General features: G+C 59.0%; 22 protein-coding genes. 14 read left to right on the top strand and 8 right to left on the bottom strand.

Annotated elements, in window-relative coordinates; translation table 11 throughout:
• The first annotated feature begins 49 nt into the window (after window positions 1-49).
• Entirely contained in the window at window positions 50-838 is a 789-nt protein-coding gene (locus tag ACT3IC_RS20860) for a PhzF family phenazine biosynthesis protein (protein WP_156654457.1), read from the top strand.
• Window positions 839-855: 17 nt separating this feature from the next.
• Complete coding sequence (locus tag ACT3IC_RS20855) at window positions 856-1,647, top strand: PhzF family phenazine biosynthesis protein (protein ID WP_156654458.1); 792 nt, start codon at window positions 856-858, stop codon at window positions 1,645-1,647.
• A gap of 201 nt (window positions 1,648-1,848) precedes the next feature.
• Here the strand turns inward: ACT3IC_RS20855 and ACT3IC_RS20850 are convergent, their stop codons facing one another.
• From ACT3IC_RS20850 to ACT3IC_RS20825, 6 genes are all read right to left on the bottom strand, one after another.
• The gene (locus ACT3IC_RS20850) at window positions 1,849-2,526 is read right to left on the bottom strand and encodes an SDR family NAD(P)-dependent oxidoreductase (RefSeq protein ID WP_103179561.1); all 678 of its coding nucleotides are present in this window, start codon (window positions 2,524-2,526) and stop codon (window positions 1,849-1,851) included.
• A 1-nt stretch (window position 2,527) separates the two neighbouring features.
• On the bottom strand, window positions 2,528-2,998 hold the full coding sequence (locus ACT3IC_RS20845) for a NanQ anomerase/TabA/YiaL family protein (protein ID WP_103179562.1): 471 nt from the start codon (window positions 2,996-2,998) through the stop codon (window positions 2,528-2,530).
• Entirely contained in the window at window positions 2,995-4,164 is a 1,170-nt protein-coding gene (locus ACT3IC_RS20840; protein WP_103179563.1) for a sialidase family protein, read from the bottom strand. Before ACT3IC_RS20840 ends, ACT3IC_RS20845 begins: the two co-directional genes overlap by 4 nt.
• Window position 4,165: 1 nt before the next feature.
• Window positions 4,166-5,578: a sodium:solute symporter family protein gene (locus ACT3IC_RS20835; protein ID WP_103179564.1), complete on the bottom strand. Its 1,413-nt coding sequence runs from the start codon at window positions 5,576-5,578 to the stop codon at window positions 4,166-4,168.
• Between the two features lie 77 nt (window positions 5,579-5,655).
• Entirely contained in the window at window positions 5,656-6,540 is an 885-nt protein-coding gene (locus tag ACT3IC_RS20830; protein ID WP_156654460.1) for a dihydrodipicolinate synthase family protein, read from the bottom strand.
• Between the two features lie 17 nt (window positions 6,541-6,557).
• On the bottom strand, window positions 6,558-7,703 hold the full coding sequence (locus ACT3IC_RS20825) for an iron-containing alcohol dehydrogenase (RefSeq protein WP_103179566.1): 1,146 nt from the start codon (window positions 7,701-7,703) through the stop codon (window positions 6,558-6,560).
• Window positions 7,704-7,872: 169 nt separating this feature from the next.
• On the opposite strand from ACT3IC_RS20825, the gene dtnK reads away from it, so the two are divergent.
• The 3 genes from dtnK to ACT3IC_RS20810 are packed head-to-tail and all read left to right on the top strand — an operon-like array spanning window position 7,873 to window position 10,835.
• Entirely contained in the window at window positions 7,873-9,093 is a 1,221-nt protein-coding gene (gene dtnK, locus ACT3IC_RS20820; RefSeq protein WP_103179567.1) for a D-threonate kinase, read from the top strand.
• Window positions 9,086-10,072 carry a D-threonate 4-phosphate dehydrogenase gene (locus ACT3IC_RS20815; protein ID WP_103179568.1) on the top strand — a complete coding sequence of 329 codons (987 nt, stop codon included), beginning with the start codon at window positions 9,086-9,088 and terminating at the stop codon, window positions 10,070-10,072. Before dtnK ends, ACT3IC_RS20815 begins: the two co-directional genes overlap by 8 nt.
• Window position 10,073: 1 nt before the next feature.
• Window positions 10,074-10,835, top strand: coding sequence for a DeoR/GlpR family DNA-binding transcription regulator (locus ACT3IC_RS20810; protein ID WP_103179569.1), 762 nt, complete (start codon window positions 10,074-10,076; stop codon window positions 10,833-10,835).
• 3 nt (window positions 10,836-10,838) lie between these two features.
• Here ACT3IC_RS20810 and ACT3IC_RS20805 read toward each other — a convergent pair whose 3' ends face one another.
• Window positions 10,839-11,783, bottom strand: coding sequence for an L-lactate dehydrogenase (locus tag ACT3IC_RS20805; protein WP_103179570.1), 945 nt, complete (start codon window positions 11,781-11,783; stop codon window positions 10,839-10,841).
• A gap of 152 nt (window positions 11,784-11,935) precedes the next feature.
• On the opposite strand from ACT3IC_RS20805, the gene ACT3IC_RS20800 reads away from it, so the two are divergent.
• Window positions 11,936-12,418 (top strand): GNAT family N-acetyltransferase, encoded by a 483-nt coding sequence (locus ACT3IC_RS20800; RefSeq protein ID WP_159338936.1) that lies wholly within the window; start codon window positions 11,936-11,938, stop codon window positions 12,416-12,418.
• On the opposite strand, the gene ptrR is transcribed toward ACT3IC_RS20800, so the two are convergent.
• Window positions 12,372-13,250 carry a putrescine utilization regulator PtrR gene (gene ptrR / locus ACT3IC_RS20795; RefSeq protein ID WP_156654462.1) on the bottom strand — a complete coding sequence of 293 codons (879 nt, stop codon included), beginning with the start codon at window positions 13,248-13,250 and terminating at the stop codon, window positions 12,372-12,374. The two genes, ACT3IC_RS20800 and ptrR, sit on opposite strands and share 47 nt — an antisense overlap.
• A 99-nt stretch (window positions 13,251-13,349) precedes the next feature.
• On the opposite strand from ptrR, the gene sad reads away from it, so the two are divergent.
• The 8 genes from sad to ACT3IC_RS20755 all read left to right on the top strand — a co-directional run bounded on the left by sad (window position 13,350) and on the right by ACT3IC_RS20755 (window position 24,037).
• Entirely contained in the window at window positions 13,350-14,732 is a 1,383-nt protein-coding gene (sad, locus tag ACT3IC_RS20790; RefSeq protein WP_473479098.1) for a succinate-semialdehyde dehydrogenase, read from the top strand.
• Window positions 14,733-14,899: 167 nt separating this feature from the next.
• A complete protein-coding gene (locus tag ACT3IC_RS20785) occupies window positions 14,900-16,477 on the top strand; it encodes a methyl-accepting chemotaxis protein (protein WP_103179573.1) in 1,578 nt (525 codons plus the stop codon).
• 63 nt (window positions 16,478-16,540) lie between these two features.
• Window positions 16,541-17,467, top strand: coding sequence for a glutaminase B (glsB, locus tag ACT3IC_RS20780; RefSeq protein WP_159338930.1), 927 nt, complete (start codon window positions 16,541-16,543; stop codon window positions 17,465-17,467).
• A gap of 162 nt (window positions 17,468-17,629) precedes the next feature.
• Window positions 17,630-19,081 (top strand): GGDEF domain-containing protein, encoded by a 1,452-nt coding sequence (locus ACT3IC_RS20775; RefSeq protein ID WP_156654464.1) that lies wholly within the window; start codon window positions 17,630-17,632, stop codon window positions 19,079-19,081.
• A gap of 181 nt (window positions 19,082-19,262) precedes the next feature.
• Window positions 19,263-20,255, top strand: a complete 993-nt coding sequence (locus tag ACT3IC_RS20770; RefSeq protein WP_156655470.1) for a sensor domain-containing diguanylate cyclase — start codon at window positions 19,263-19,265, stop codon at window positions 20,253-20,255.
• A 51-nt stretch (window positions 20,256-20,306) separates the two neighbouring features.
• Complete coding sequence (locus ACT3IC_RS20765; protein ID WP_103179577.1) at window positions 20,307-21,272, top strand: sensor domain-containing diguanylate cyclase; 966 nt, start codon at window positions 20,307-20,309, stop codon at window positions 21,270-21,272.
• A 166-nt stretch (window positions 21,273-21,438) separates the two neighbouring features.
• Complete coding sequence (locus tag ACT3IC_RS20760; RefSeq protein WP_473479092.1) at window positions 21,439-22,890, top strand: tagaturonate reductase; 1,452 nt, start codon at window positions 21,439-21,441, stop codon at window positions 22,888-22,890.
• 232 nt (window positions 22,891-23,122) lie between these two features.
• Window positions 23,123-24,037, top strand: coding sequence for a bestrophin family protein (locus ACT3IC_RS20755; RefSeq protein ID WP_103179579.1), 915 nt, complete (start codon window positions 23,123-23,125; stop codon window positions 24,035-24,037).
• Window positions 24,038-24,043: the final 6 nt, after the last annotated feature.

Genomic DNA, 24,043 nt, shown 5'->3' with positions numbered 1-24,043 from the left:
AATTTCCATGAATATAGGATGCAACATTAAGTTAACAGTAGGTAGAGCGATGCAGGAAATTGAGTTTTATCTCGTTGATGCGTTTAGCGATAGCGCATTTGGCGGTAATCCGGCGGCAGTGTGCCCGCTTGCGGAGTGGTTACCGGACGAGACGCTGCTGAAGATGACGCAGGAGCATAACCAGTCGGAGACCGCCTTTTTCGTGCGCCATAAAGGTGGCATCGAACTGCGCTGGTTTACCACCCACGGCGAGGTTAACCTCTGCGGTCACGCGACGCTTGCCACCGCCTGGGTGTTGTTTAACGAGATGGACTATCCCGATGCCCGGGTCCATTTTGATACCGCCTCCGGCAGGCTCACCGTCAGCCGCGACGGCGACTGGTTAACCCTCGATTTCCCGGCCTGTCCGACGGAGGCCCAGACTCCACCGCCAGAGATGCTCCACGCGCTGGGGATTGACCGCTACGTCGAGGCCCGTAAGGGACGTGCCTGGGTGCTGGTGCTGGAAAACCGTCAGCAGGTTGAGGCGGTTACGCCTGATATTCAGGCCATGACTCCCGGTGAGCACAAAGTGTCGATTACCGCCCGGGGCGAGGGCGAATACGATTTTGTCAGCCGCTTTTTCTCGCCGGGCGTGGCATTGTGGGAAGATCCGGTCACCGGCTCGGCGCATACCATGCTGATCCCCTACTGGAGTGAAAAGCTGAACAAAACCTCGCTGTTTGCCCGCCAGGTCTCTGCCAGGGGCGGCGATGTGCGTTGTGAACTGAAGGGCGACCGGGTGCTTATGAGCGGGAAGGCATCGCTCTACATGAAAGGTCATCTGTTTTTACGCTAATAACAAGGGGTAACCCAATGAAAGAAATACAATTCTATCTGGTCGATGCGTTTAGCGACCGCGCATTTGGTGGGAATCCTGCAGCCGTTTGCCCTCTGGAGGCGTGGCTGCCGGATGAGGTTCTGTTAAAGATGGCACAGCAGCATAACCAGTCGGAGACCGCTTTTTTCGTGCGCACCGATAGCGGTTTTGAGCTGCGCTGGTTTACCACGCTGCATGAAATTAACCTGTGCGGTCACGCCACGCTTGCCAGCGCCCACGTGATTTTTGAGTATCTCGACTACCCGCACACGGAGATCGTCTTCTCAACCCGCTTTGTCGGCGAACTGCGGGTTAAGCGCAGCGGCGACTGGCTGACGCTGGACTTCCCGGCATGGGGTTGTGAGGCGGTGGAAAATCCTCCCGAACGGCTGTTTAGCACCCTGGGTATCCGCGAGGCGAAAGAGGTGCGGGCAGGGCGCGATTATATGGTAGTGCTGGAAAACCAGCAGCAGGTTGAGGCCCTAACCCCGGATATCGACGGCATGATGCCGCTGGGTAAGATGGTCTGCGTCACCGCCCCGGGGGATGAGTATGACTTTGTCAGCCGCTTCTTCTGCCCGGGCGAAGGGGTGGCGGAAGATCCGGTTACTGGCTCCGCCCACAGCATGTTGATCCCTTACTGGAGCGAGAAGCTGGGGAAAACCGCGATGCAGGCTCGCCAGGTCTCCGCCCGCGGGGGCGATCTGCGCTGCGAGCTGAAGGGCGACCGGGTATTGATTGGTGGCCAGGCGGCGCTCTATCTGAAGGGCACCGTGTTCCTGCGTTAGCATCATAAGCCCGGCGGCGCTGCGCTTGCACGGGCCTACAAAACCCCGCAGGCCGGGTAAGGCGCAGTCGCCACCCGGCAAATTCCATGCCGCACTCGCCGTAGGCCGGGTAAGGCGTAGCCGCCACCCGGCAAATTCCATGCCGCACTCGCCGTAGGCCGGGTAAGGCGTAGCCGCCACCCGGCAAACAGGCCGCACCAATCACGCCAGCGACGCCCCCCCGCACAGCACCAGCTCCTGCCCGGTGACGGGCGCAGCCTCGGCGCTCAGCAGATAGCTTACCATTGCCGCTACCTCTTCCGGGGCGATCAGCCTCCCCATCGGCGGCACTTTTGGCGGCGATGCTTCCCGACCTGGCGCGCTCAGCATCGGCGTCTGGGTTGCCCCCGGCGCGACCACGTTGGCGGTGATCCCCCGCGGCGCCAGCTCTGCCGCCCAGCTGCGCACCATGCCTACCAGCGCCGCTTTGGTGGCGACATACTGCGACCGGCCCGCGGCGCCGCGTGAGGTACGGCTGCCGATAGCCACCAGCCGCCCACCGGCGCTCATCCGTGGGGCAAAGTGGTTGAACAGGATCTCGGCGGCGTGAATATGCAGCCCCCACAGGCGGGCGCTGACTGCCGGATCCAGCTCACCGAGCGGGGCGGCAGCCATCATCCCTGCGGCATGAACAATCGCCTGTGGCACCGGAAGGGCGTTGAGCGCGGCAGTAAATGTGACAGTGTCACTTATATCGACGCTCAGGCTGGTGAAGTGCGGATGGGGGTTATCCACACCGCGACGACTGATCCCCGTTACCTGCCAGCCCTCGGCCAGCAGGCGGTTTACGATCGTTTCGCCGATGCCGGAGCTGGCTCCCGTGACGATGGCTGAACGCATATCACCCCTCCAGCAGCGCGCGCGGCACTTTAAACACCGCCTTACGCACGGTCATGGGTTCATCCACGGCACACAGCGCCTGATGGGGTTCCCCGGGCAGAAACACCGCAAAATCACCGGCGCGCAGGGTGATACTCACCGGATGCACCGCACCGGGAGCGATAAAGAGATCCGGCTTGCGCTCCTCGTCGTTTGCCTGGGCCAGCGACTGCATGCCGGCGTTAATGATCTCTTCGCCGTCCAGCACCACCTGAATATCGGCCCACTGATGGTGATATTCGGTATGGCGCTGCGCCTGCGGCTGGGTCTGCGCCGGGCCGATATGGCAGAACCACGGGCAGCCTTCCGGCTGCCAGCGTCCATCATCCCGGGCAGCAAGTGCCGCCAGGGTGCACTCGGGGCGACGGAGGATCTCACTGAGAGCGCAGGGCAGCCCTGCCAGCGGCAGGGCGTTAAGGTGACCGATAATCATTGTTGCGACTCCTTCACCCATTCCGGCGATACGCGTACATATTTGATCGCCTGACGGAAATATGTGTAGGCGATATGCAGCGTACCGTCGGAGCTCTGCTTGATGCTGGGATAGGAGAACTCACGATTGAGCTTCTCCAGCGAGTTGTTGGTCATGCAGTAGCCGTCGCCTTCATCGAGATTGCGCTGCCAGGGCCAGCTTTTCCCGCCGTCGTTGGAGATCGCCACCGTCATCGGCGCGCGCGGTGCGCCCCAGAACGCGGCGCGGCCATCGGTCACTTCCGGCTCTTTACGCCCGTCGCCGTCGTCGATCTCGTCATACAGCGAGGCGCGGCGTTCCAGCGCTCCCGCGGCGCTCATGTGGTTAAACACCAGCGCCAGCTCGCCGCTGGCAAGGGTGGTGACCTGAATCGACGAGTTGTTGTTCGGCAGCTCAGTCGGCTCCGGCACCGACCAGCTTTCGCCGTTGTCCAGCGACTGGCTGATGTAGATATTATCCGCCCAGCGGCTGCGGTAGAGCGCCACCAGATTGCCGTTTTTCAGCGCCGTAATGTTCATGTGCACGCAGCCCAGGCTCTCCGGCACCTCGACATCGCGCCAGCTTTTCCCCTGATCTTCAGAGATTTTCACCGCGCTGATGTCGTCATTACCCACCCATTTCTCACCCGGACGGGTGCGGCAGTAAAAGACCGGCAGCAGCCAGTTGCCGTTATCCAGCACCACGATCGGCTGGCGAATAAAGGTGCCGGGCTTATCGAGCAGGGTGGCGATCTCCCCCCAGCTTTTGCCCAGATCCTCAGACTTGCGGTAGCGCACGATGGCGGTATCCTGGTTGCCGGAGATCTGCGCGGTCCACAGCAGCCACAGCACGTTGTCCGGGGCGAGGAACAGGACCGGGTTCTGCTCTGAGCGGCTGGCGTCGTCGGAGAGCTTCACCGCCGCGCTCCACTGATTGCTGCCGGGGGCCAGGCGCGACCCCCACACCGAAATATCAGCGATCCCTTCCTGGGTGCCGCCGAACCAGACGCACATCAGGGTGCCATCCGGCAGCGGCAGCAGATTGGCTGCGTGGTTCTGCGGGCAGGAAGAGGGCAGCATCGCCGTTTCCACGCGGGCATCCTCTGGCTGCGGGCGAACAATCCCGTCACGGGTTACGGTTACAGACATATCAAACTCCATTATGTTGAACAGGGGCATGCGCTTTGCGATCCGCTTTATTCGGGATGATGCGGTCGAGAACCATAATCACCGCCGGGGTGATCAGCGCGATGTACATATTGTTAATACCAAACGGGTCGCCCAGCAGATACCACAGCGAGGTCATCACGCAGGCGCCAATCAGGCCGGCGTTGGCACCGCGGGTGCTTTTGAAGAACGGAGCGTAGAAGGCGATTACCGCCACCACCGAAATCGACAGACGAATGGCGCGGGTGAAGAACGACAGCTTCAGCACTTCTGGTACCAGCAGGACGAAGATCAGCGGCAGGAAGCCAATCAGCAGCGACAGCCAGCGGGTCGCTTTAAACTCCTGCTCCGGGGTCGGGTTGCGGTAGGGTACATAGAAATCTTTCACCACCAGCGAAGCGATAGCCAGCGCCACGGTACTTACGCTGACGAAAATCGAAGCCACAAGTGACGTTGTCACCAGACCGGCCAGCCACGGATTCATATCCTGCAGGAAGATCGGCATGGCGTAGAGGCTGTCGATCTCCGGGTGCAGATACTTCGCCGCCACGCCAATCACCGCAATCGCCAGGGCAATCGGCAGGCAGAAGAAGAAGGCGACCCAGGTGGAGCGTTTGGCCGACTTCACATCTTTAGTGGATGAAATCGCCTGGATAACAAACTGGGTACAGAAGATGGAGCCGATGGTGCCAATCAGCCAGGCAAAGATGGTGCTGGCGCCGATGTTGCCGTCCCAGGTCCAGTAGTAGCTCGGCATCTGCTCAATCATTGGCGTAAAGCCGCCGGTTTTAGAGAGCGCGAAGCCCATGATGATCAGGATGCCGAAATATTTCAGGGCGCTGTGCAGCAGCGTCACCCACGCCACCCCCTTCATGCCGCCAAAGGCGAAGTAGAAGGTACTGACAACCGCGGTAATAAAGGCTGCCACCGGCAGGTTGACCTTCAACACGGTGGAGATCGCCGCCGCGCCGGAGACATAGTTGCCGACGTTTACCAGCAGCAGGGCGTAGATCATGATGATGGAGATGATGTTTTTGGTGCTGGTGCCGTACTTCTCGGCAATCGCCCCGGAGATGGTGATTTTGCCGGTGTTATAGATGCGCTTCACCAGCAGCAGGCCGAACAGTGGGAAGCCGATGGCTGCGCCAATCACTGACCAGGAGGCGGCAAAACCATCCTCGAACGCCGCCTGGGCGGTCCCGATGGTGGACTTGGCGCCGATATATTCAGACATCAGCAGGATCCCGACGATAAAGGCCGGCATCGCCCGGGAGCCTTCCATAAAATCACCGGTGTTTTTACTGCGTAACCGGAAGGTCAGCCAGGTGGTAAACAGAATGTAGACAATCACGATGCCTACGATGATCAGGGTATCTTCAGCGGTAAAATTGTTCATCTTTGCCTCTCTTCAGGGCGTAGGAAACCTGGGCACACCTGGTGCCCGGTATTCTTATGGACGAAATCAAACGCCGGTTACTGCAGTGACTTCGTCACTATCTGGCGGATCTGTTCAGTCTGTTGCGCATCGAAAGCCACCGCGTAGCGGCTTTCACCCACCTCTTCGCCCATCACCTGCAGCGCTTTTTTTACCGCCGCCGGAGAGAAGGCCACTTTATACAGATTCGTGCGCAGTTCGGTCACGCCATCCTGCGCCCTACGCGAGCCCTCAACATCGCCCGCATGGAAACGCGTCCAGATGGCGTTGATCGCCTCCGGCGCCACGTTCGCCAGCCCGGAAATACAGGCCGAACAACCTTCAACATAGCCCTGATGGATGAGCGAGTCGGGGCCGTTGAGCACGTCGAAATCGTCGATATCCGCTACGGCTTTCAGGAATCCGCTCAGGCTCTCGTAGCTGCCTGCGCTATCCTTAATGCCGATGATATTCGGGTGTGAAGCCAGCACCCGCGCGGTCTGCGGCTCAATGGTATTGCCGGTGCGCGCCGGAATGTTGTAGAGAAATACCGGCACTGTCAGGGCATCGGCGATAGCGGTGTAGTGGGCGATCAGTTCCGCCTGGGTTAAAGGTACAAACCACGGGGTGATAACCGAGACGGCATCCACCCCCAGGGATTCGATCTGCTTACCGAGACGAATAGTGGCGCGGGTGGAGATCTCCCCGATATGCGCCACCACCGGCGCACGCCCGGCGACCTCCTCCACGCAGGCGCGGGTGACGGCCACTTTTTCCTCTTCGGTCAGCACGAAAAACTCCCCGTTGGTGCCGCCACAGAAAATGCCATTACCCGCCGCCAGCTGACGCTGGATCTGGCGTTTCAGCCCCGGCAGATGCAGGGCGCCATCCTCGGTAAAGGGGGTGACGATCGCCGTCAGCACGCCTTCAATCTTGTTACGCATTGTTCACTCCTTCGATATTAACGTTCGGGGAACAGGGTCTGGTAAATACCCTGCACCTCGGCATGGCTGACCTGACGCGGGGCATTGTTCATCAGGCGTTTTACGTTCAGGGCGGCATCGCTCAGCGAAGCGATATCATCCCGCGGGACGCCCAGCGTCTCGAGGTTGTCCGGGAGGTTGAGGCGGCGCACCAGGGCAGCAAACCACTCCACCAGCGCGTGGGATTTCGCTTCCACCGACAGGGAGGTATCGGCGCCAGGCACCAGATCCCACACCTGGGCAAATTTTTCCACCGCGTCCGGGCGCACCACGCGCATGCAGGGCGCTAACAGGATGGCGTTCGCCACCCCATGCGGCAGGTGATATTTCCCGCCCAGCGGATAGGAAAGGGCATGCACCAGATGGGTTCCGGCATGGGCGATGGCCACGCCGCCGTAGTAGGATGCCCACAGCATTTCGAGCTTCGCCGCCAGGTTGTGCGGCTCGGCGCAGGCGGTTTCGATGTTATTGACCAGCTTGCGCAGACCTATCAGCGCTGCGTTATCGCTCACCGGGTTCGCGACGGTGGCGGTAAAGCACTCGATCAGGTGGCACAGGGCGTCGATCCCGGTCGAGGAGGCGATGTGCGGCGGCATGCTGGTGGTCAGTTCCGGCAGCAGCGCCACGTAATCGGGCAGCAGTACCGGGGAGATGATGCCGATTTTGGTGCTCTGCTCGGGTATGGCGAGGATCGCGTTCGGCGTAGCTTCGGAGCCGGTACCGGCGCTGGCCGGGATCAGCAGCGATGCAAGGCGCGTGTTGGGTTTTTCACCCGCCAGCAGCGCATCCAGACCCGGCGAGGCCGGATGGCACAGCACGGAGAGCAGTTTCGCTACATCCAGTACGCTGCCGCCGCCTACGCCCACCACCAGATCAAAAGCGGTATCGTTGATGTCAGCCAGCAGAGCGTGAACGTCGTGATGCGTGGGCTCTGGCGGCACGCGCTCAATCACGCTGACGCTGCGGTTATCGGCTTCCAGCAGGGCGCGGATAGCTCGGGCGGCCTCCAGACGGGCGATATTACCGTCGGTGACCAGTAAAAGGCGCGACTTGCCTGCCAGCAGGGGCGCGAGGGCCGGGATCGCACCCGCACCGCTGATTATCGTACTGTTAATGGTTAACACATTGCTCTCCTGTTGCTGTGTCTGTGATTGATTTCGCTCAAAACAGGCAATCACAGTCATCGTGTCTCTAAATTTATAATTTATTCGCAAACTTAATAACTTGATCTTGCTCACATATAATCAATCATGATTGAATATAATCATTAACAGGAACGACGAACCTTTGGGGATGAACGTGAACAACCTGAACAGAGAGATCGTGGTGATCGCTGACGACTTTACCGGTGCCAACGATGCGGGGGTGAGCCTGGCGCTAAGCGGCAAAAAAGTCAGCGTGGCGTTTCAGACGCCTTTTACCGACGACACCGATGCGCTGGTTATTAATAGCGATAGCCGGGCGATGAAGGCATCAGAGGCGGCTGAAAAACTGACGCGGTATGCGACCGACGTTCACGCGGCCAAATGGCTGATTAAGAAAATTGACTCAACGCTTCGCGGCAACCCGGGCGCTGAAGTGGAAGCGCTGCTGAGGCTTAGCGGTAAGGGCCAGGCGATTATCGCCCCGGCATTTCCGGCCGCCGGGCGCACCACCGAAGAGGGCCTCTGCCTGGTGAACGGCGTGCCGGTGACGGAGACCGAGTTTGCCAGCGACCCGAAAACCCCGGTGCGCCACGCGCAGGTAGCGAAGGTGCTGGCGGAGCAAACCCGGCTTAAAAGCAGGGTGGTCACGCCGGCGGAACTTGCCACGGCGCTCACGAGCGATGCGCGTCTGGTGATTGTGGATGCGCAGACCGACGCGGAGCTGGATCAGATTATCAACACGGCGTTTGCCTGCGATGAAAAGCCGCTGCTGGTGGGCTCTGCCGGGCTGTGCGATGCCCTGGCGCGCCGTCTTGCCACGCCGCGCCAGCTGCTGGCGGTTATCGGTTCGATGAGCGAAATTGCGCAAAAGCAGATCCAGCGCGTGCGCGGGCAGCACAATGTCAGCACGGTATTAATTGATATCAATGATGTGTTTAACGGGACGATGGCGGGATACCAGCAGCAGATCGCCCGGGCGCTTGCGGCAGGCCAGCACTGCGTGGTGCATACCTGCGCCGACACCCAGGCGCGGCATCAGATAGAGACGCTCTGCCAGCAGCGCGGATTAAGCCGCGCGGCGCTGGGGGAGACCATCAGCGCCTTTCTGGGTGCGCTGACGCGTAATGCGCTGGAGACCCGCCGCCCGGCGGCGCTCTATGTCTCCGGAGGCGATGTGGCGATGGCGGTTGCCAGCGCGCTCAACGCACAAGGTTTTGCCATTCGCGGACAGGTGGCGCAGTGCGTGCCGTTCGGTCGTTTTTTGGGTTGTCGCTGGCAGGGGCCGGTTATGACCAAAGCGGGCGGTTTTGGTACTGAAACCACGCTGCTTGAGGTTTTGCATTTTATCGAGGAGAAGATGAGTGACTAATATCATTGCTGTAACGATGGGTGACCCGGCGGGCATCGGCCCGGAAATTATTATCAAATCCCTGACCGAGGGTGAGCTCTCCGGTGCGCCCGTCGTGGTGGTGGGGTGCGCCCGCACTCTGCAACGGGTGCTGGAGAAAGGCATTACCGCCCCGGCAGAGTTACGTGTGATTACCCGCGTCAGCGAGGCGCAGTTTGGCCCGGCGATCGTTAACGTGCTGGATGAGCCGCTGGCGGAGCCCGAGGCGTTACAGCCAGGCGTCGTGCAGGCGCAGGCGGGGGATCTGGCCTACCGCTGCGTGCGTCGCGCCACCGAGCTGGCGATGGCGGGGGAAGTGAAAGCCATTGCCACCGCGCCGCTGAACAAAGAGGCGCTGCATCTGGCGGGCCACCACTATCCGGGCCATACCGAACTGCTGGCGCACCTGACCGACAGCAAAGATTACGCGATGGTGCTCTATACCGATCAGCTGAAGGTGATCCACATCACCACCCATATCGCGTTGCGCAAATTCCTTGATACCCTCAACCAGGATCGGGTAAAAACCGTGATTGGCATTGCCGATACCTTCCTTAAGCGGGTGGGCTACACCAATCCGCGTATTGCGGTGGCCGGGGTTAACCCGCACGCCGGGGAGAACGGTCTGTTTGGTGACGAAGAGATCAAGATTGTCGGCCCGGCCGTTGAGGCGATGAAGGCGAAGGGGCTGAATGTGTTCGGGCCGTGTCCGCCGGATACGGTGTTTATGCAGTGCCACGAAGGCATGTACGACATAGTGGTGGCGATGTATCACGATCAGGGCCATATTCCGTTAAAATTACTCGGTTTTTATGACGGGGTGAACATCACCGCCGGGCTGCCGTTTATCCGTACTTCAGCTGACCACGGCACCGCATTTGACATTGCGTGGACAGGTAAAGCGAAGTCTGAGAGCATGACGGTTTCTATCCAGTTAGCGATGCAAATCACACGGGAATAATATGAAGGGATATAGCCGGTTAGAACAGATAATGGACTACCTGAAAGGGCACAATCTGGTGACAGTGGATCAGCTGGTGGCGGCAACGGATGCCTCGCCTGCGACCATTCGCCGGGATCTGATTAAGCTCGATCAGGAGGGGGTCATCAGCCGCACCCATGGTGGCGTGACCCTGAACCGGTTTATCCCCTCCCAGCCCACCACCAGTGAAAAGATGCAGCGCAGCCTGGCGGAGAAACACGCCATCGCCTGCGCCGCCGCCAGTTTTGTTAAAGCCGGTGACGCGGTGGTGCTCGATGCGGGCACCACCATGATTGAACTCGCGCGCCAGCTGACCCATCTGCCGCTGCGCGTCATCACCAGCGATCTGCATATCGCCCTGTTTCTGTCAGAGTTTAAGCAGATTGAGGTGACGATCATTGGCGGGCGCATCGACGATTCCAGCCAGTCCTGCATTGGCGAGCATGGCCGCCGCCTGCTGCAAAATATCTGGCCGGATATCGCCTTTGTCAGCTGTAACGGCTGGGATCTGGAGCGCGGCATTACCTCGCCGACGGAAGAGAAAGCGGCGCTGAAGCGCGATCTGATTGCCAACGCCCGACGCCGCGTACTGCTCGCCGACAGCACGAAATATGGCGCCTGGTCGCTGTTTAATGTGGCGCACCTCAACTCCCTGACCGATATCGTCACCGATAAACGTCTGGATGAGAATGTACAGCAGACCTTAAGCCAGCTGGATGCCACGCTGACCTTAGCCCCTTAAGGCTCAGGGCAGGCGGGCGATATTGGCCTTAATCACCTCTACCGAATGGCGGAACTTCTGCTGCTCCTCTTCCGCCAGTTTTAATTCAATGATCTGCTGGACTCCGCTCTGGGCCAGCACCGCGGGCACGCCAATCGCTACCCCATCAACGCCATACTCACCCTCCAGAATGCAGGAGATCGCCAGTGCCCGGTGGCTGCCGGTGAAGATATTGCGGCAGATTTCAGCGATAGTGGCGGCGATGCCGTACTCTGTGCAGCCCTTGCGGGCGTAGATCTCAAAGCCCTGTTTGCGCACGCGTTCGGCCAGCTCGTCAAAATCCAGCGTCTGGCCGGTATGGCGTTGATACACCTCGGCAATGGGTGAGCCATATACCGACGAATGGGACCAGACCGGGAACTGCGTATCGCCATGCTCGCCGAGGATAAAGGCGTCGATGCTCTGGGCGCCGATATCCAGCGCCTGCGCCAGGGTACGACGCAGACGGGTGGTATCCAGCCAGACGCCGGTGCCGATTACCTGATTACGCGGCAGGCCGGAGAGCTGCCACACCTGCCAGGTGATGATGTCGCACGGGTTGGTGGCAATCAGAAAGATGCCGTTAAAGCCGCCCGCCATCATCTGCGGGACAATGTTCTTCACAATGCTGGCCGTGGCGGTTAATTCATCCAGCCGCGTCTGTCCTGGCTTCAGGGCGCCGCCGGAGACGGTGATCACCGCGATATCCACATCGGCACAGTCGCTCACCTCGCGGGTGGAGATGCTCATCATGCCGGGCATATAGGCGGCAGCATCCGCCAGATCCCAGGCGTGGCCTTCACTGCGGGCGTGGTTAATATCCACCAGCAGCAGCTCTTCGCAGATATTTTGATTGAGCAGGGCATACGCCGCAGAGGTACCGACATTTCCGGCACCGATAATCATCACTTTACGGGCTTTGGTGTTCATTGTTTTTCCTGAAATTTAAACCGGCAATAAGCACCAAACTAACGCTGCCGGGGCAGGTGGCGCAATGGTCAGGCGCAGCTATAAGTTAAAAATATGCCGTTGCGTTTGTCGGCCAGCGTTATGGTGGAGAAAAACGACAAAAGGAGCCTGCCATGTATTCCATTACCTCTGAATCGCCCGCCCATCCCGACATCATTAACCTGATTGCCGCCCTGGACCGTTACCAGAGCGCGCTCTATCCGGCAGAGAGCAACCATCTGCTGGATCTGACCGGGTTGCCCGACCACGCCCTGATAATGATGGTGATCCGCGATCGCCAGCTTAACGCCGTCGGCTGCGGGGCGATCGTGCTGAACGGCGATGGCAGCGGCGAGATAAAGCGGGTCTATATCGATCCGACCCATCGCGGACAGCGGCTGGGTGAAACGCTGCTGGCGGCGCTGGAAGATGAAGCGCAAAGCCGGAGCTGCCACACCCTGCGGCTGGAGACGGGGATCAAGCAGCTTCCGGCCATCCGGCTCTATGAACGCTGTGGCTACCAGCTGTGCGAGGCGTTTCCTCCCTATGCCCCCGATCCCCTGAGCCTGTTTATGGAGAAGCTGCTGGTGGCTGACCTTCGTTTAGCAGCGCTATAAACGCTTCCAGTTGCCGGGTCATCGCGCCCCGGCGCCATACCAGCCAGGTGGTGAGCCAGCGCCAGTTTTTCGCCAGCGGCCAGGCAGCCACCTGGTGATGTCCGGGCATACTTTCCAGCATTGAACGGGGCATCAGCGCAATGCCCGCCCCGGCAATGACGCAGGCCAGCATCCCGTGATAGGACTCCATTTCGTGGATGCGCCCTGGCGTGGCGCGATCCGCGTGAAACCAGCTCTCGAAATGGCGGCGATAGGAGCAGTTGGCGCGAAAGGCATAGATATCGTGCCCGCTGATGTCGGCGGCCCGCGCAACCTCTGGATGACCGGCAGGCACCACCAGCATCATCTCCTCCCGGTAGACCGGCATGCCCTCCAGTTCCGGGTGGTTTAATGGCCCGTCCACAAAGGCCGCGCTCAGCGTCCCTTCCAGTACCCCGTCAATCATTGTCCCGGAAGGGCCGGTCGCCAGCGCAAACTGAATGCGCGGGTAACGCTGGTTAAACTGCGCCAGCGAGGCCGGGATGCGCACCGCCGCGGTGCTCTCCAGCGACCCGAGGGTAAACAGTCCCTGGGGTTCATCACCGGCCACCACCATCCGCGCCTCATCCACCAGGGCGAGGATCTGTCGGCTGTAGCGTAAAAAATTATGCCCTGCGGGTGAGAGGCGCAGCCGCTGGTTCTCGCGGATGAATAGCGCCACACCAAGATCGGCCTCCAGCTGTTTGATGCGGGTGGTCAGGTTTGAGGGCACGCGATGCACTTTCTGCGCGGCCTGGGTAATGCTGCCGGTCTGGGCGACGGCGTTAAACATCTCCAGCTGGGTCAGATCCATATCGTTCTCGTTTCGTGAATAAGGTGGTTATTATTATTCATTTTTAAGAAATAGCAGATCGCGCCACACTGTAGCAACTGTTAATACACGGAGCCGATCATGACTACACCTTCTGCTACCCATGCCCTGTCCATTAACCCGGCAAACGGCGAAACCCTGGCTGTCTGGCCGTGGGCGACCGTCACCGAGGTTGAACATGCCCTTGCACAGACCGATAACGCCTTTCGCCTGTGGCGCAACGTGCCGGTGGCGACGCGTGCGCAAAAGCTACGCGATCTGGGCGCCGCGCTGCGCAATCGTGGCGAAGAGATGGCGCAGATGATCAGCCGGGAGATGGGCAAACCCATCGCCCAGGCGCGTGGGGAGGTGGCGAAATCTGCCGGGCTGTGCGACTGGTATGCTGAACATGGCCCGGCCATGCTCAATACCGAGGCAACCCAGGTAGCGGACGCGGTGATTGAGTATCGTCCGCTGGGGCCGGTGCTGGCGGTGATGCCGTGGAACTTCCCGCTGTGGCAGGTGCTGCGCGGTGCGGTGCCGATTATTCTGGCGGGTAACAGCTATCTGCTGAAACATGCTCCGAACGTGCAGGGTGCCGCGAACCTGATCGCGGCAATTTTTACCGATGCCGGATTCCCGCAGGGGGTGTTTGGTCAGTTGAACGCCACTAATGACGGGGTAAGCCAGATGATCGCCGATCCGCGCATCGCCGCGGTCACCGTGACCGGCAGCCTGCGTGCCGGGGCCGCCATTGGCGCCCAGGCCGGGGCGGCGCTGAAAAAATGCGTGCTTGAACTGGGCGGTTCCGATCCCTTTATTGTCCTCAACGATGCCGACCTGGATCTGGCGGTAAAAGCGGCGGTGACCGGACGCTATCAGAATACCGGGCAGGTGTGCGCGGCAGCCAAGCGCTTTATCGTCGAGGCGGGTATTGCCGATGCGTTTAGCCGTCGCTTTGTCGAGGCCACCGCGGCCCTGAAGATGGGCGCGCCTGAAAACGAAGAGAACTACCTTGGTCCGATGGCGCGTTTCGATCTGCGAGACGAGCTGCATCAGCAGGTGCAGGCGACGCTGGCCGAAGGGGCGACCCTGCTGCTGGGCGGCGAGAAGATTGCCGGGGCAGGGAACTACTATGCGCCGACCGTGCTGGGGAATGTGACTCCAACGATGACCGCGTTTCGTCAGGAGCTGTTTGGCCCGGTAGCGGCGATTAGCGTAGCAACCGATGCCGATCACGCGCTTGCCCTGGCTAACGACAGCGATTTTGGGCTTTCGGCGACACTCTTTACCGCCAATCCAGAGCTGGCCGACCGCTTTGCCCGCCAGCTTGAGTGCGGCGGGGTGTTTATCAACGGCTACAGTGCCAGCGACGCCCGCGTGGCGTTCGGCGGGGTGAAGAAAAGCGGATTTGGCCGGGAGCTGTCGCACTTTGGCCTGTATGAGTTCTGTAATGTGCAGACGGTGTGGAAAGACCGGGTTTAACTTTGCTTCCATTGTTCCGCCGGGTGGCGCTGCGCTTACCCGGCCTACAAAACCCGCAGGCCCGTGCAAGCAAAGCGCTGCCTGGCGCCTGTCATCATTCTGAAATAGTTCTGTCATTTTCACTGCGTAGACTCGCCCACGTCTAAGTCCTTGTTAATGAAGAAATCATGAACTTAATGCAAATTTTTCGCCGCATTACTCCCCGGAAGTTTGGTTTGCTGGCGGGGATCTTCTGTATCATCGGCCTCTTTTCCGCGCTGCAAATCTCTTCATCGGTCTTACTTTCCGTCTCCCTGCGCGATGCCCAGCGCAACGAACAGCGCAACCAGATGGCCTGGCTGCAACAGGCAAAGGTCGATCAGGCCCGCATCTCGTTGCTGGCAGCAAGCGATCTGCTTAACCGTGCGGGAGTTTATTTTATGCAGGATAAAGAGACCGGATCCGACGGCAGCTGGCACAGCCTGATGGATGAGGCGCAACAGGCGCTACGTGATTCTCAGCAGGCCTGGCAGGCGTGGCAGGCGATGCATCCGCCACGGGATGAAGCACTGCTCAACAGCTACCAGTTGTTTTTCGACGCTATCCGTGAGCAGGCCGACGGACTGGTCAACGGTCAATCGATCGATGCCTTCTTTGCCGTACCTGCCCAGGCGTTTCAGGCCGATTTTAATGACAACTATGCCCGCTATCAGCAGGCCAGCGCCCAGCGCGCCACGGAGGGGCGGCAGCGGCTGACGGCCAGTCTCTCCGGTCTGCAATCACTCTTTCTGCTGGCCCCGGTTGTTCTGCTGGGGATTGCGGTTGCGGTGTGGTTTGCCATGTCCCGCTGGGTGATCGTCCCGCTGCGTCGTCTTATCGCCCATATTAATCTGCTGGCGGCGGGGGATCTCTCTTCACCGCTACCCACCGTGACCCGGTTTAACCGCGAGATTGCGCAACTAGGCGGTAGCGTGGAGACGCTGCAACAGGGCCTGCAACAGCTGGTGACCCAGGTCAGCGAGGCGACCACCTCGATGGTGACCAATATTGGCTCGCTGGCGCAGGGCAATCAGGATCTCTATCAGCAGTCTGCGCGTCAGGCGCAGGAGTTGAAAGAGGTGACCGCGCATATTGCCGCGCTGGAAACCCACGTCGAGGGAAACAGCGGCTATGCAAAACTGGCAAGCTCACGGGCGGACGAGGCGCGGGAGATGGCGGCAGGGGGAGACCGGATGATGGAGACGGTCAATGCCTCGATGGCGGCCATCGTGGAGCGCTCTTCGGAGATGCGCGGCATTGTGGCGATCATCGATAATGTGGCGTTCCAGACCAATATTCTGGCGCTGAACGCGGCCATTGAAGCGGCCCACGCCGGCAACCAGGGACGTGGATTCGCCGTGGTGGCGCGGGAGGTGGGGCTGCTGGCGCGTAAAAGCAGTCACTCGACCCAGACCATCCAGCAGTTAATTAACCACTCGTTGCAGGGCATTGAGGATGGCTCGAAAGCCGTCACCCGGCTGGAGGATAACCTCCAGCAGGTGATTGGCCTGGTGGGTAATCTCTGTAGTCTGCTGAATGAGATCTCCGTTGCCACCCTCAGCCAGGGCGAGAGTATTCACCGTATGACCAGCCAGCTCCAGGCGCTGAACCAGGTGGCTCGCCAGACCGATGCGCTCGTCAACACCGCCTCCGAAGCCTCCCAACGGCTCCATGATGAATCGGGCCTGCTGTTGCAGGCTGTCTCGCGGTTCCGACTGCCTGCCTGACGCCATCCATCAGCCTCTGTTATACTCGCAGGCCGTTTTTGGCCTGTGAGCAAGGAGCAACCGATGGCTGCGAACATCAATAATCAGATGCTGGACGCCATTCTGGCGCAAGTACGTCCCCTGTTGGGCAAGGGTAAAGTCGCCGATTACATCCCGGCGCTGGCCTCGGTCAATGGCAACAAACTCGGCATTGCCATCACTACGGTGGACGGGCAGCACTTTCAGGCCGGTGATGCCACAGAGCGTTTCTCCATTCAGTCGATTTCGAAAGTCCTGAGCCTGGTGGCGGCGATGCGTCAGTATGACGAGGATGAGATCTGGCAGCGGGTGGGGAAAGATCCCTCCGGTCAGCCGTTCAATTCGCTGTTGCAGCTGGAGATCGAACAGGGCAAACCGCGTAATCCGTTTATTAACGCCGGGGCGCTGGTGGTATGCGACATGCTGCAAAGCCGCCTGAGCGCACCGCGCCAGAGAATGCTGGAGATCGTGCGTCAGCTCTCCGGCGTCAGTGATATCGGCTACGATTCCGCCGTTGCCCGCTCGGAGTTTGAACACTCGGCGCGCAATGCGGCGATCGCCTGGCTGATGAAGTCGTTCGGCAATTTCCATAACGATGTGTCAACGGTGCTGCAAAACTACTTCCACTACTGCGCCCTGAAGATGAGCTGTGTCGAACTGGCAAATACGTTTCTTTTTCTGGCTGCTCAGGGTTATGCCCCGCATCTGTCCGAGCCCGTTGTCACGCCGATGCAGGCCCGGCAGGTCAATGCGTTGATGGCGACAAGCGGGATGTATCAGAATGCCGGTGAGTTTGCCTGGCGGGTGGGGCTGCCTGCGAAATCGGGGGTTGGTGGCGGGGTAGTGGCGATCGTGCCTCACGAGATGGCGATTGCGGTCTGGAGCCCTGAACTGGACGACGCGGGGAACTCCCTGGCGGGCGTCACGGCGCTGGAACACCTGACTCAGCAGCTGGGGCGTTCAGTCTATTAAGCACTGCCTGTGCCGTCTGGCTGACGGCACAACTGATAAGCACTGCTAACTGGATGATGATAGTTATCCCCTTAATGTGATATACATTAATACCAAACTTTTAACATTCATCCGCGTGGATGTGTATTCAATGTTAAAAGCAACCCTATGGATTGATATTGCATGTCTTCTGCTTACGCCAGAACATTCACACTTTTTCAGCCGCACAGTCCGTTCCGAAACGCGGCGGGAATAGTGGTATTGACCACGCTGTTCTATTTTATCGGCGCGCAGCTTCGTCTGATGGAGTCGCTGTCGATGTTCTGGCCGCTGAATGGCGTGATGGCAGGGGTGTTTGCCCGCTACGCTTACCTGAACCGGCCTCGCTATTACGTGATGTCCTATATCGCCATGCTGGTATACGACGCCATCACCACCGACTGGGGCATCTCCTCGCTGGGTATTAACCTCTCGAATATGGTGTTTATTGTCACCGTAGCCCTGTTGGTCCAGCGCGACAAGCGACTGAAAAATCGCACCCCGGATCCGGTGAATGCCCTGCGGCTGTTTAACTATTGTCTGGTGGCTGCGCTGCTCAGCGCCCTGCTCGGAGCGGCGGTGGCGGGCGGGGTGGACAGTCGCGCCTTCTGGCCGCTGGTCGCCGACTGGTTTAGCGAACAGTTTTCTACCGGGGTATTAATTGTTCCCTGTATGCTGACCATGACCTGGCCCACGTTCAACCGGGCCATAGGTGCCAGCCATTTGATGCCGGTGGTGTTGCTGATTATCTCGGTGATGGCCTCGGTCGCAATCGGCGGGGCCGGTGCGCTGGCGTTTCCGCTGCCGGCGCTGATCTGGTGTGCGGTGCGCTATTCGCTGCCGGCAACCTGCCTGTTGACCTTTGTCACCGGGACGGTGGAGATCACCCTGATTGGCAACTCCATCATCACCATCGTGGCAACCACGCCGCTCACCACCCCGATGATGTTCTCTGCCCGTCTGGGGATCGCTACCCTCGCAATCTGCCCGGTTATGGTCTCGGTCAGCATGGCGGCGATCAATTCCCTGATCCGCCAGGTTTCCCTGCGTGCCGATTACGACTATCTGACTCAGGTTTACTCCCGCTCCGGACTGTATGAGGCGCTTAAAAATGTTGAAGGGAAGCGCAAAAGCCCGCGGCTGACCGTCATGCTGCTGGATATCGACTATTTCAAAAGCATCAACGACAACTATGGTCACGAATGTGGCGATACCGTCCTGGCCGCTTTTGCGCGCAAAGTGCAGGAGACGGTGGGCAACGCAGGGCTGGTGGCGCGAATGGGCGGCGAAGAGTTTGCCGTGGTGGTGAACTCCGCTTCAGCCGGGCAGGCATATGCTCTGGCGGAGCGTATTCGTACCACGGTTGAACAACATCCCTTTAACTGGCGGGGGCAGACGCTGTTTTTAACCGTCAGTATTGGTCTGGGCAGCGGAAGGTCGGAGCTGTCACAGCTCACAGAGGTGTTTAATCGTCTGATGACAGAAGCGGATGATTATCTGTATCGCTCGAAAAAAGCAGGCCGAAATCGTACCAGCGCCCGAATGACAGAGATAAAAACTACCGAACAGGCGGTAGCGCCTTCGGAACAGCTGTAATCGTTTGCCAGGGCGTGACCACGCCCTTCACCATATATTCACGAAACTGATAAATGCCTTGATACAAAATTTCAACGTCAATAATATAAAAGGGTGATTATATCGGAAAAATCGTGTGATGAACGGAACTGACAGACTCAGTAAATCCCCTCGCGTGCCTGGCAGTCGGTTTATCAAACGCATGTATCTGATGCGAATGCTTGGAACCTTTCTCTGCTTTATCCCTATTCTCTCCGTCCTGCTGGAACAGCAACGTTCCGTCTGGCTTATGGGATTGCTGGCTATCAACGCCTTTGTCTGGCCAACCCTGGCCTGGTGGCGCGCCCGGCGTTCTCCGACGCCGCTCTTTACCGAACATCAGAACCTGGTTTTAGACGCCGGGGCAGGCGGCTTCTGGATCGCCATGATGGCGGTCAATCCGCTGCCTTCCGTCGCCATTGCCACTATCTTACTTGCCGACCGGCTGGCGGCGGGTGGCTTCCCGTTGATGAAAAAGGCCGGGGCGGTGATGGTGGCGGTCTTTATGGGGAGCTGGCTGGCGCAGGGAATGGCGCTGGTGCCGTGGGTGTCGCAGCGCACTCTCTATGCCACGCTGCCGTTGATTGCTATCTATACCGTGGCGCTCAGCGTGCTCACCAACACTATCGCCGTGCGGCTGCGCTTTAAATCACGCGAGCTGGAGCGTATTGCGATGATGGATCCGCTGCTGGACATTGCCAACCGGCGTCTGCTGGAGGAGCGTATCGATCATGAGCTGCATAAATTGCAGCAAACCTGCCACGATTCGGCGCTGATGTTTATCGATATCGATAACTTTAAAGAGGTCAACGATCGCTACGGCCACAAGGTGGGAGATATGCTGTTGGTGACAGTGTCACAAATTTTGCATATCGCCAGCCGTCAGAGCGACACCCCGGCGCGACTGGGTGGGGACGAGTTTGTGATCCTGCTGCCCGATACCACCCTCGACGAAGCGCGGATAGTCGCTACCCGCATTATGGATGCGGCAGCGATTATCAGTGACGTCGCGGAAGAGGCGGTCCATTGCACAATGAGTATTGGCATTGCCTGCGCCACCCGGGAGATGGGAAATGTTACGGACTGGTTACAGGCTGCCGACGCCGCACTGTATCAGGCGAAACGCGATGGTAAAAACCGCATATTTGCCCACTAACTGGCCTCAGTATGCGCTAAGCTTTTAAAAAGCCTGACGTCCGGAGTCTGTATGAAATCACCCTCACTACCCAACAATGAAGCAAAGCGTCTCAGTGCCTTGCGTGAATCCGGGCTGCTTGAACCAGAAGATCACCCGACCTACGCGCGTATAACCCGGCTGGCAAGACGCGTGTTTGGCGTGCCGGTGGCGATGATCAATCTGGTTGACGAGCACGTTGTGGTCGTTAAATCCACCGATGGTGGCGACCCGACCAGCCTGCCGCGAAATCTCTCTTTTTGCGGCCATACCGTCCTTAGCGATGCACCGCTGGTGATCCCCGATACCCTTGACGATACCCGCTTTGCCGATAACCCCCTGGTTACCGACGATGATCCTATCCGCTTTTACGCGGGTTATCCGCTGCGTCTGCCCGGTGGGGCCGCGGTGGGGTCGCTCTGTATTATCGATCACTATCCACGCCCTTTTTCGCCTTCTGACATTGAGGCGCTGGCCGACCTGGCGGCACTGGTGGAAGCGGAGTTTGCCGCCGCCAGCGCCAGTATCACCGACCCGCTGACCGGGCTCTACAACCGCCGGGGCTTTCATCATCTGGCGACCTATGCCATTCGCGCTGCCCGCCGTCGGGCTGAGCCTTTAACCCTGGCCTGGCTGGATCTCGATCGTTTTAAGCAGATAAACGCCCGGTATGGCCGCACAGATGGCGACAACGCCCTGAAGGCGATGGCCGGTCTGCTGAGCTCCACCTTTCGTGAAGCCGACGTGCTGTCGCGCTACGGCGGGGATGAGTTTGCCATCCTGTTTGCCAACAGCGACGAAAAGGGGGCATGGATCGCCATGCAGTTTTTAACCGAACAGGCGGCGAACTGGAACGAGCATGCCGAATATCCGTGGGCGCTATCCTTTTCCTGGGGCGTGCGCGAGTTCGATCACGACCGCGACGATCTCAAGAGCTGGCTGACCACTGCCGACCAGATGATGTACTCCATGAAACAGCAGCGAGGTACCGGATGTTGAGAAGGGAGAAGTAAACCCCGCAGGTGTTCTGGTCTACAAATTCATATAGATCCTGTCACAATTCACACTGGAATTGATCAAAACCGGGGTTCGTGGTCGTAAAGTTTGATAAGTTATCGTACCAATCTTATCAGGCTGTATGACTAATCATTACAAGGACCCCATTGTGAACACACTAAACCGTCGTGATTTTCCCGGAGCTCTCTATCCTGAACGTATCATCCAGTTTGGTGAGGGCAACTTCCTGCGTGCGTTTGTTGACTGGCAGATCGATCTGCTTAACGAGCATACCGACCTGAACGCCGGTATTGCGATTGTGCGCCCCATCAAAAGCGATTTTCCGCCTTCGCTGAGCACCCAGGACGGCCTGTATACCACCATCATTCGCGGCCTGAACGAGCAGGGCGAAGCGGTCAGCGACGCGCGCCTTATCCGCTCGGTGAACCGTGAGATCAGCGTTTACGATCAGTACGATGAATTCCTGAAGCTGGCGCATAATCCAGAGATGCGCTTTGTCTTCTCTAACACCACGGAAGCGGGGATCAGCTATCACGCCGGGGATAAGTTTGAGGATGCGCCTGCGGTCAGCTATCCGGCAAAACTGACCCGCCTGCTGTTCGAGCGTTTCAGCCATTTCAACGGGGCCGCCGATAAAGGCTGGGTTATCGTGCCGTGCGAATTAATTGACTACAACGGTGACGCCCTGCGTGAGCTGGTGCTGCGCTATGCTCAGGAGTGGGCGCTGCCTGCGGCCTTTATCCAGTGGATCAATGACGCCAATACCTTCTGTTCCACCCTGGTTGACCGTATCGTCACCGGCTATCCGCGCGATGAAGTGGCAGAGCTTGAAGCCTCTCTGGGCTATCACGATGCCTTCCTCGATACCGCTGAACACTTCTATCTGTTTGTGATCCAGGGGCCAAAATCGCTGGCACAGGAGCTGCGTCTCGATAAGCTGGCGCTGAACGTGCTGATTGTTGACGACATCAAGCCATACAAAGAGCGCAAAGTGGCGATCCTCAACGGCGCACATACCGCGCTGGTGCCGGTGGCATACCAGGCGGGGCTGGATACCGTGGGTGAAGCGATGAACGACACCGAAATCTGCGCCTTTGTCGAAAAAGCGATTCATGAAGAGATTATTCCGGTGCTGGATCTGCCGCGCGATGAGCTGGCCTCGTTTGCCAGCGCGGTAACGGGCCGTTTCCGCAATCCGTATATCAAACATCAGCTGCTGTCGATTGCCCTGAACGGCATGACCAAGTACCGGACCCGCATTCTGCCGCAGCTTCTGGCGGGGCAGCAGGCCAGCGGCAAACTCCCGGCCCGTCTGACCTTTGCGCTGGCGGCCCTGATCGCCTTTTACCGTGCGGAACGTAACGGCGAAAGTTATCCGGTGCAGGATGACGCGCACTGGTTAACCCGTTTCCAGCAGCTGTGGACGCAGCATCATGACCAGCAGATCAACACCCGCGAGCTGGTGACCGCGGTACTGAGCGTCAGCGAGCATTGGGAACAGGACCTGACCCAGGTGAGCGGGCTGGTAGAACAGGTTGCGCAGGATCTGGATGCCATTCTGCATCAGGGCATGCGCGCCGCCGTCAAACCGCTCTGCTAAGCCATGGAGCCTCCCTCTCTCCTGACGGGAGAGGGGGAGCGCCCGCATAGGTTATCCTGACCGGTTACCTTTTTTAGTTACAACATACTTTAATCTCTTTTTATTCGAGCAGGATGAAACACCGTGCGGTCTGAACAGGCTTAGCAAAACGACAGCATTTTTTAACAAACTTGCAACCGTGATAACGATCACGTTTAATAGTCACCGCTCTTTTTTCCCGATGAAGCTGACTATGATCGTTCGACCCCAACAGCACTGGTTGCGTCTTATATTTGTCTGGCACGGTTCCGTGCTGACCAAAATCTTTTCCCGCCTGTTCCTCAATTTTTTGCTCTCCATCGTGGTGATCCTGATGTTGCCCTGGTATACCTCGCTGGGCATCCGGCTGACGGTCGCGCCGTTCAGCATTCTTGGGGTCGCCATCGCAATCTTCCTCGGTTTTCGAAACAACGCCTGTTACGCCCGCTATGTTGAGGCGCGACAGCTGTGGGGGCAGCTGATGATTGCCTCGCGCTCCCTGTTCCGGGAAGTGAAGAACACGCTGCCGGACGATCCGGCGTTAGGGGAGTTTGTCCGCCTGCAGATCGCCTTTGCCCACTGTCTGCGCATGACCCTGCGCAAACAGCCCCAGGCCGGGCAGCTCTCAAAATACCTGTCAGCAGAGAACCTGCGGGCCGCGATGGACTCCAGCTCCCCGGCGAACCGCATCCTGCTGATCATGGGGGAGTGGCTGGCGGTAAGACGCCGCAATGGTGAACTGTCGGATATCCTGTTTCACAGCCTGAATATTCGCCTGAATGATATGTCCACGGTGCTGGCGGGCTGCGAGCGGATCGCCAATACCCCGGTGCCGTTCGCCTACACGCTGATCCTGCACCGTACGGTCTACCTGTTCTGCATCATGCTGCCGTTCGCGCTGGTCAGCGATCTGCACTACATGACGCCGTTCGTCTCGGTATTGATTTCCTATACCTTTATCTCGCTCGATACCCTGGCGGAAGAGCTGGAAGAGCCGTTCGGCGTCGAGAATAATGACCTGCCGCTGGATGCCATCTGCAATGCGATGGAGATTGATTTGCTACAGATGAACGACGAGCAGGAGATCCCGGCGCGCAAACTGCCGGACAAGTATTACCAGCTGACGTAATTTCCC

It is taken from the genome of Leclercia sp. GHBNCSD (assembly GCF_055805075.1).
Note: the sequence above shows the minus strand (reverse complement) of the source record. Positions and strands in the feature narration are given on the sequence as shown.

Excerpts from the sequence above, each read along its gene's own strand:
- ACT3IC_RS20860 (WP_156654457.1), top strand. The coding sequence starts at position 50 with ATGCAGGAAATTGAGTTTTATCTCGTTGATGCGTTTAGCGATAGCGCA.
- ACT3IC_RS20855 (WP_156654458.1), top strand. The coding sequence starts at position 856 with ATGAAAGAAATACAATTCTATCTGGTCGATGCGTTTAGCGACCGCGCA.
- ACT3IC_RS20850 (WP_103179561.1), bottom strand. The coding sequence starts at position 2,526 with ATGCGTTCAGCCATCGTCACGGGAGCCAGCTCCGGCATCGGCGAAACG.
- ACT3IC_RS20845 (WP_103179562.1), bottom strand. The coding sequence starts at position 2,998 with ATGATTATCGGTCACCTTAACGCCCTGCCGCTGGCAGGGCTGCCCTGC.
- ACT3IC_RS20840 (WP_103179563.1), bottom strand. The coding sequence starts at position 4,164 with ATGTCTGTAACCGTAACCCGTGACGGGATTGTTCGCCCGCAGCCAGAG.
- ACT3IC_RS20835 (WP_103179564.1), bottom strand. The coding sequence starts at position 5,578 with ATGAACAATTTTACCGCTGAAGATACCCTGATCATCGTAGGCATCGTG.
- ACT3IC_RS20830 (WP_156654460.1), bottom strand. The coding sequence starts at position 6,540 with ATGCGTAACAAGATTGAAGGCGTGCTGACGGCGATCGTCACCCCCTTT.
- dtnK (WP_103179567.1), top strand. The coding sequence starts at position 7,873 with ATGAACGTGAACAACCTGAACAGAGAGATCGTGGTGATCGCTGACGAC.
- ACT3IC_RS20810 (WP_103179569.1), top strand. The coding sequence starts at position 10,074 with ATGAAGGGATATAGCCGGTTAGAACAGATAATGGACTACCTGAAAGGG.
- ACT3IC_RS20805 (WP_103179570.1), bottom strand. The coding sequence starts at position 11,783 with ATGAACACCAAAGCCCGTAAAGTGATGATTATCGGTGCCGGAAATGTC.
- ACT3IC_RS20800 (WP_159338936.1), top strand. The coding sequence starts at position 11,936 with ATGTATTCCATTACCTCTGAATCGCCCGCCCATCCCGACATCATTAAC.
- ptrR (WP_156654462.1), bottom strand. The coding sequence starts at position 13,250 with ATGGATCTGACCCAGCTGGAGATGTTTAACGCCGTCGCCCAGACCGGC.
- sad (WP_473479098.1), top strand. The coding sequence starts at position 13,350 with ATGACTACACCTTCTGCTACCCATGCCCTGTCCATTAACCCGGCAAAC.
- ACT3IC_RS20785 (WP_103179573.1), top strand. The coding sequence starts at position 14,900 with ATGAACTTAATGCAAATTTTTCGCCGCATTACTCCCCGGAAGTTTGGT.
- glsB (WP_159338930.1), top strand. The coding sequence starts at position 16,541 with ATGGCTGCGAACATCAATAATCAGATGCTGGACGCCATTCTGGCGCAA.
- ACT3IC_RS20775 (WP_156654464.1), top strand. The coding sequence starts at position 17,630 with ATGTCTTCTGCTTACGCCAGAACATTCACACTTTTTCAGCCGCACAGT.
- ACT3IC_RS20770 (WP_156655470.1), top strand. The coding sequence starts at position 19,263 with ATGTATCTGATGCGAATGCTTGGAACCTTTCTCTGCTTTATCCCTATT.
- ACT3IC_RS20765 (WP_103179577.1), top strand. The coding sequence starts at position 20,307 with ATGAAATCACCCTCACTACCCAACAATGAAGCAAAGCGTCTCAGTGCC.
- ACT3IC_RS20755 (WP_103179579.1), top strand. The coding sequence starts at position 23,123 with ATGATCGTTCGACCCCAACAGCACTGGTTGCGTCTTATATTTGTCTGG.